The organism is Pedobacter ginsenosidimutans (assembly GCF_001442625.1).
GTDB lineage: Bacteria > Bacteroidota > Bacteroidia > Sphingobacteriales > Sphingobacteriaceae > Pedobacter > Pedobacter ginsenosidimutans.
On the sequence record NZ_LMZQ01000036.1, the window covers coordinates 25,899 to 31,901 of the forward strand.

At 37.4% G+C, this 6,003-nt stretch carries 6 protein-coding genes; 3 read left to right on the plus strand and 3 right to left on the minus strand.

The annotated features are described in order from the left end of the window. Window positions 1-19: 19 nt before the first annotated feature. Window positions 20-2,404, minus strand: coding sequence for a TonB-dependent receptor (locus ASU31_RS23320; protein ID WP_057934657.1), 2,385 nt, complete (start codon window positions 2,402-2,404; stop codon window positions 20-22). 270 nt (window positions 2,405-2,674) lie between these two features. On the opposite strand from ASU31_RS23320, the gene ASU31_RS23325 reads away from it, so the two are divergent. Further along, window positions 2,675-3,256, plus strand: a complete 582-nt coding sequence (locus ASU31_RS23325) for a DUF4142 domain-containing protein (protein ID WP_057934662.1) — start codon at window positions 2,675-2,677, stop codon at window positions 3,254-3,256. A gap of 116 nt (window positions 3,257-3,372) precedes the next feature. Here the strand turns inward: ASU31_RS23325 and ASU31_RS23330 are convergent, their stop codons facing one another. Next, window positions 3,373-4,035 carry a competence protein CoiA family protein gene (locus ASU31_RS23330; RefSeq protein WP_057934663.1) on the minus strand — a complete coding sequence of 221 codons (663 nt, stop codon included), beginning with the start codon at window positions 4,033-4,035 and terminating at the stop codon, window positions 3,373-3,375. A gap of 208 nt (window positions 4,036-4,243) precedes the next feature. On the opposite strand from ASU31_RS23330, the gene ASU31_RS23335 reads away from it, so the two are divergent. Beyond that, on the plus strand, window positions 4,244-4,462 hold the full coding sequence (locus ASU31_RS23335; RefSeq protein ID WP_057934658.1) for a DUF6965 family protein: 219 nt from the start codon (window positions 4,244-4,246) through the stop codon (window positions 4,460-4,462). A 195-nt stretch (window positions 4,463-4,657) separates the two neighbouring features. On the opposite strand, the gene ASU31_RS23340 is transcribed toward ASU31_RS23335, so the two are convergent. Then, window positions 4,658-4,840 (minus strand): hypothetical protein, encoded by a 183-nt coding sequence (locus ASU31_RS23340; protein WP_057934659.1) that lies wholly within the window; start codon window positions 4,838-4,840, stop codon window positions 4,658-4,660. Between the two features lie 212 nt (window positions 4,841-5,052). On the opposite strand from ASU31_RS23340, the gene ASU31_RS23345 reads away from it, so the two are divergent. Then, a partial coding sequence (locus ASU31_RS23345; RefSeq protein ID WP_157258241.1) for a phosphotransacetylase family protein occupies window positions 5,053-6,003 on the plus strand: 951 nt, incomplete at its 3' end.

A 6,003-nucleotide genomic window follows, 5' to 3' on the forward strand; every position in this document is an offset into this window, starting at 1 on the left:
AATATTTTAGGATTAGGAATTATCTGTTGTTGCTAAAAAAGTATCTTACCTTGGCATAAAATGCCCTGCCTGGCTTTTGTAGAGAAAAGTTATCATAAATGCGGTTATCCAACAGATTTTTGCATTCTAAACCAATATTATATTTACCATTACCAAGTGTATAAACAGCGTTTACATCCTGCATCCATTGTCGGGGAATATCGTATTTGGTTTCTGAAGTGCCCTGGCTCGGCCACGATAAGTAATAAGCATGAACGTAAAGCACGTTATAACCTAGGGTAAGGGTATTGCCTTTTTTACCCACGTTGTTAAAGAAAAGTGAGGCATCTGCATTACCAAAGAGATAAGGCATATTTGGAATCCGGTCTCTAAATAAAGGGCTTTCCATCGTTTGTCCCTGTTCAAACCTCGTATTATTTCTTAGATTCTGATAGGTTACATTTACACCGGCAGTAAATAGCTGTTTAAATGAATACCTCACCTCAGATTCAAAACCAATATTTGTTACATCGGCCAGGTTGTCCATTACCTGTTTCGTTTGATTGTTGTTTAAAGATGGTCTGATAAAGTCTTTCGCATCGCGATACATTAAATTTCCATCGAAACTAAACCGGTGGATTTTGTTTAACTGTGCCTGATAACTAAAACCTAAATTATAGTTACTGCTCTGTTCGGGCTTTAAAGCAATATTCCCTTCAAGATTTAATAAATCGCCAAAAAGTTCATCGGTTTCTGGCAAACGATAACTTTTTTCATATGATGCTTTAACCTGGAGATTAGGCACAATAAAGTAAGTAGATGCAATGCCATAACCGGTTTTACTATAGCTGTTTTTTTGTGTTAAATAAGCAATATCGCCCCAGTTGCCACTTGGATTATAGCTTTGCGAATATTTATTTGACTGATAAAATTGTTTTGCAAATACCGAAGTGTTCCACTTCTCAGAAGCACTGAATTTATAACCTAAACCCAATACATTTTTATTGTTTATCCGTGGTTGCTCATATTTCTCCGCATCAGGATACAGTTCATCAGAACCTGTTCTGTTAAAGCTATTGTATACATTGTTTACCGACAATGAATGATGCTCATCAACAGTATAACTTAAGTTTGCAGTAGCCAATCCGTTGTTGTTGCGGAATTTATACATCGAACGTTCTCGTTCGCTGCCTGCCCCAGGGTATTCTTTATAATCCTGAAACCAGTTATATCGACGGTAAACCGTATCTATATTTTGTTCTGTACCGAAATTAAAATTCCCATTTACGCGAAGGTCCAATCCTTTAACAAACAGATCTTTTTTGGTATATTTAACTGTAGGCATTAAAATACTGCCCTTTCTATGCCAATCACCAAAAACGGAAACCATCCTTGCTCCAGTTTGGATTTCAGAATAGTTTTGCCCAACGGTTAACCCAAACATTAACTGATCGGCAAATGATTTATTAACTACACCCGCACTGGCTATTAAAGTTTCGTTATGATAGGTGTCGTTAAAGCGTTTAACCACTTGGTTTCTAAAATAACGCCCATTAATAGCTGCAACATCTGTAGTAACCTTATAGTCATTATCAGAATAATTTTGAAAAGCATTAACCTGGATCTTAAACCCCGATGGCGCAGTATATCCTACATTTACAGCAGTTTTATGCGTATTGAAAGAACCATATGAATAAGAGGCATCCATATAACTTTTCGTTGTATTATCGGTTACAATATTAACGGCACCGCCTAATGCATCCGATCCTAACCAAACAGGAACTACTCCTTTATATACTTCTACCCGTTGGGCAAGGTTAATGGGTATATTGTTAATCTGGAATGATGAACCAAAATTATCCATGGGTACCCCATCAATAAAAAACTTAACCTGTCTGCCAGTAAAACCATTCAAAGAAAAATCCATTCTTGAACCCAAGCCTCCGGCCTCTCTAACCCTCACTCCAGAAACACGGTCTAAAGCATGAGAAATATCGAGTGTACTGTTGTGCAGTTTCTTTGCATCAATAGAGGTTACATTGAACGCCTGACGGTTAACTTGCTGGTTGGCTGTTCTACCAATAACATTTAGGGTTTCCATTTGCTCGGTAGATTCGGATAAGTGGAAATTGAAAGTGCTTATTTGGCCATCAGCTACATTGATCTCTTTTTTCTGTGTTTTAAAACCAATTGCAGATACCTGTATGGTGTATTTACCCAGGGGAATATTTGAGAGCTTAAAATTTCCACTTTGGTCTGTTAATGTACCATAATTAGTTTTGTGGATTTTAATGGTAGCCCCGGGAAGCGGATTACCGTCACTGGTTTTGATTTGCCCCGAGATACTCGACAATCGGTTTTGGGCGGAAGTAAAAATTACACAGGCACATAGCATGCCCAATAGCAAAATTTTCTTAATTTGCATGGCTTTTAATGGAGATTAAAGGTGAGCCGGATTTCCGGTTTAGCCACACGGGTCTGAACCGTGTGGCATTTTTGTTTTCGGCAAATATAGCCTCTATTTAGATCAAGTCCAAATAAGAATTAGTAAATTTGAAACCATGACACCACTCCTGCTTTAAAAACCAGCCTACTCAGCTGAGCATCTGACATTTACCAAACACCTGATTATTTTAAAAGCTTAAAACCCTTTTGCGCAAAAACATGTTATCTAATTACAACAAAACCGATGTATATGAAAAAGTTAATTTATGCTATGGCCATTTCAGCATTGGCATTTCAAGCTTGTAGCGGAGAAAACAAGGATGCTAAAGAAAGTGCCGACAGTTTAAACATGGCTAAAGACAGCTCAACTAATGCAGTTGCCACCGGAGGAATTGCAGTAGATGAAGCTGATGCGAAGTTTACTACACAGGCAGCCGTAGGCGGGATGGCTGAAGTAGAACTGGGAAAACTGGCCCTCGAAAAAAGCAGTAATCCGCAGGTTAAAGAATTTGCAACCATGATGGTAAAAGACCACGGCATGGCAAACACCGAATTAATGGCTATTGCAAAGCAAAAAAACATTACACTGCCAAGCACCGTAGACGATGAGCACAAGAAAAAAATGGATGACCTGAGCAAAAAATCAGGCGCAGATTTTGATAAAGCTTATGTTGACGCAATGGTGAGTGGCCATAAGTCTACACTAAAATTAATGGAAGATGAATTAAGAGATGCTAAAGATGCAGATCTTAAGGCATTTGCGACTAAAACAGCACCAATAGTTCAAAGCCATTTGGTGATGATCAACAAAATTAACGATAGCATGAAATAATGCGGTTTAGCGTATTAAATTTCTTAAGAAAAAGGGATTTAATACGCTATTTTTCCCACTTCTTATCTCTCCTGCTCTTATCCTTAATTACCGAATTTATTTTTTGAAGATTATAATTAAAGCTCTGGTGGTGTGTGCCAGTCGATAAAGGCTTTCCTACTTAACATTTTCAGGTATGGATAATTTCCGTTTAATTGTTTACGCTGTTTTAGCTCATATAAAAAATGCCCACCTAAGTCTACAATAATTTTTGCAGTAGCCAAATACCATACACTATGAGGCTGTTTCCAACAAAAGGAATAAAGGCTTGAGGTGAGTTTAATGCCCTGAAGTTCGGGATGATAAAAATTAAGTATTTTTGGATTGGGCAACCCCTGCATTACCTCCAATTTCCTAATCATCGAAAGGTGATCGGAATGGCAAAACTCATAATCCTTTAGCTTTGGGTCATCTACATCAGGCAAATGTTTCAATATTTTAAATCCCTTAAATTTCTTACCATTCAATACCCATATTAAATTTGGATAAAATGACTCTCTGCTATTAAGCTCGGCCAATGTGATCGGAGAATTTTGAAATTCGATGGTATAACCTGATGGGGTAAATATATCAGCACGGTGGATATCGGCATTGGCCGCATCATAAAAGGCAACCTCTCTAAACGATGGCGGAAAAGCCAATTTCCAATCGCGGTGCCACGCGGTCTCCTTTCGGCAATATTCTTTTTTAAGTGATGAAATATCCTGAATCATATCTGAACGGAGGATATCTTTTTTCATTTCACTATGGTTCATGCTCTTTCAATGCGATTAGAATACTAAAACAATTATTAGGGAAAACAAATTTAAACTAAAATTTTTAGCAAACAAATAGACTTAAAGTACAAACCGACATTTTTTAAAAATCATTATGATTGAACATTAGACATATACTACCTGTTAAAAAAAATATTTCGATCTGCTCAAAATAGAATGATAACTTTGCAGTATGACCATCCAAGAAATACAGCAGCTAGAAGATTTTTTTACTCAGGCAGGAAAGCAGCAGGTTCCAATTTATCTTAATCAGGCTACCATAATTACAGATTATGCCCATTTTCTGGAAAGTCATTTTATGCCTTTAAAACTTAATCCTGATGCAAAAGTGAACCTACCACTTATACACAGGCTAAAAATGTTAAAGTTATTGATTGAATCAAATGCATAAAAACGATTCAGTTTAGCTGTTACAAATCCACCATTGGTAAGAAGGGGCCAATTTGAATCGCAAACACTCACTATCAATTAAGCTGGTCCTTCGACAGTCCACCATTGACGTTATTTTACAAATAATTATTAATCAGTTTTTTATAGATTTTGTATTTCCATCTAGCTAGGCCATCGCACGGTATCCCCGTTCTACCTAATCCAGCCTAACAAATTTTTCGGTTTCCGCTGACAAAGCCATTTCACTGGCTTTAAAAGAAAAATTTTCAGCTGGTATTTTTTGTTTCTTTTTGATGCCAAAAAGAAAGAGCCTTTCGGCGGCGGCAAGCCGAGGCAGGGCCGCGCCGTAGGGCAAGAGAAACAATTGTACTTCACTCATATTGATTTTTATACAATAAATTACCCCCTCAGGATAACAAACCTATATTTGTGATACATCCAATTCATGCCTTTCCTATTTATGACTGTTGAAATATCTGACTCAGGTTTTCTAATCAGACAATTAAAAACTTAACCTCTTTTAGTTTTTAAAATAGATATTTCCAACTATATTGGCCGTGATTGGTTATTCCTATACATTGACCCTTATTTATGACTAAAAATATATTCATTGCTTCAGCCGAACCCTATACCGGAAAATCAGTAATTGCTTTCGGAATGATCAATATGTTATTGGCTAAAACCCAAAAAGTAGGTTACTTTAAACCCATTATTGCGCAAGACGATCAGAATAAAAAAGATGAACATGTAGAAGCCATGTTGGATTATTTCTCACTCCCTGTTAAGTATGAGGATGCTTTTGCCTTTACCCGGCAAGAAATGCTGCACCAAGCAGAAGATAGTGGCGCAATTATCAATACCATTATCAGTAAATATAAAAAGCTAGAAGACAACTATGATTTTACTGTAATTGAAGGCAGCGACTTTTTAGGCGAAGGCATGGCATTTGAGTTCGAATCGAATGCTTTAATGGCCAAAAACTTAGGTGCACCTGTTTTAATAGTGGTATCGGGAAAGAACAAAACTGCAAGTCAGCTTTTTAAATCGGCCATCAACATTTACCGAAACTTCCTGTTGCGCGATGTACAGGTATTAGGTGTAGTGGCCAATATGGTGAATCCAGAGGAAGCAGACCGTATTAAACAAGCTTTAACCAATCAATTGCCTGCCGAATTACTTATCGCCGTTATTCCTACTGAAACAGGCCTGCAAAGTCCAACCATGAAAGAAATTGCTTTGGCACTAGGTGGTGAGGTACTTTTTGGATCCGAACTATTGGATAACCAGGTTGATAATTTTGTGACAGGCGCCATGATGCTTCCTAATTTTTTAAGGCACATAAAAGATAACCTGCTTATTGTTACCCCCGGCGATCGTGGCGATATCATTATTGGCGCACTACAGGCCAACTTATCAGCCAATTACCCAAAAATTGCAGGTATTGTTTTAACCGCAGGCAGTTTACCCGATGAGCCGATTATTAAATTGATTGAAGGTTTGCAAACCATTATTCCAATAATAGCGGTTAAAAAAGGGACTTTC

Excerpts from the sequence above, each read along its gene's own strand:
- ASU31_RS23340 (WP_057934659.1), bottom strand. The coding sequence starts at position 4,840 with ATGAGTGAAGTACAATTGTTTCTCTTGCCCTACGGCGCGGCCCTGCCT.
- ASU31_RS23325 (WP_057934662.1), top strand. The coding sequence starts at position 2,675 with ATGAAAAAGTTAATTTATGCTATGGCCATTTCAGCATTGGCATTTCAA.
- ASU31_RS23320 (WP_057934657.1), bottom strand. The coding sequence starts at position 2,404 with ATGCAAATTAAGAAAATTTTGCTATTGGGCATGCTATGTGCCTGTGTA.
- ASU31_RS23335 (WP_057934658.1), top strand. The coding sequence starts at position 4,244 with ATGACCATCCAAGAAATACAGCAGCTAGAAGATTTTTTTACTCAGGCA.
- ASU31_RS23330 (WP_057934663.1), bottom strand. The coding sequence starts at position 4,035 with ATGAAAAAAGATATCCTCCGTTCAGATATGATTCAGGATATTTCATCA.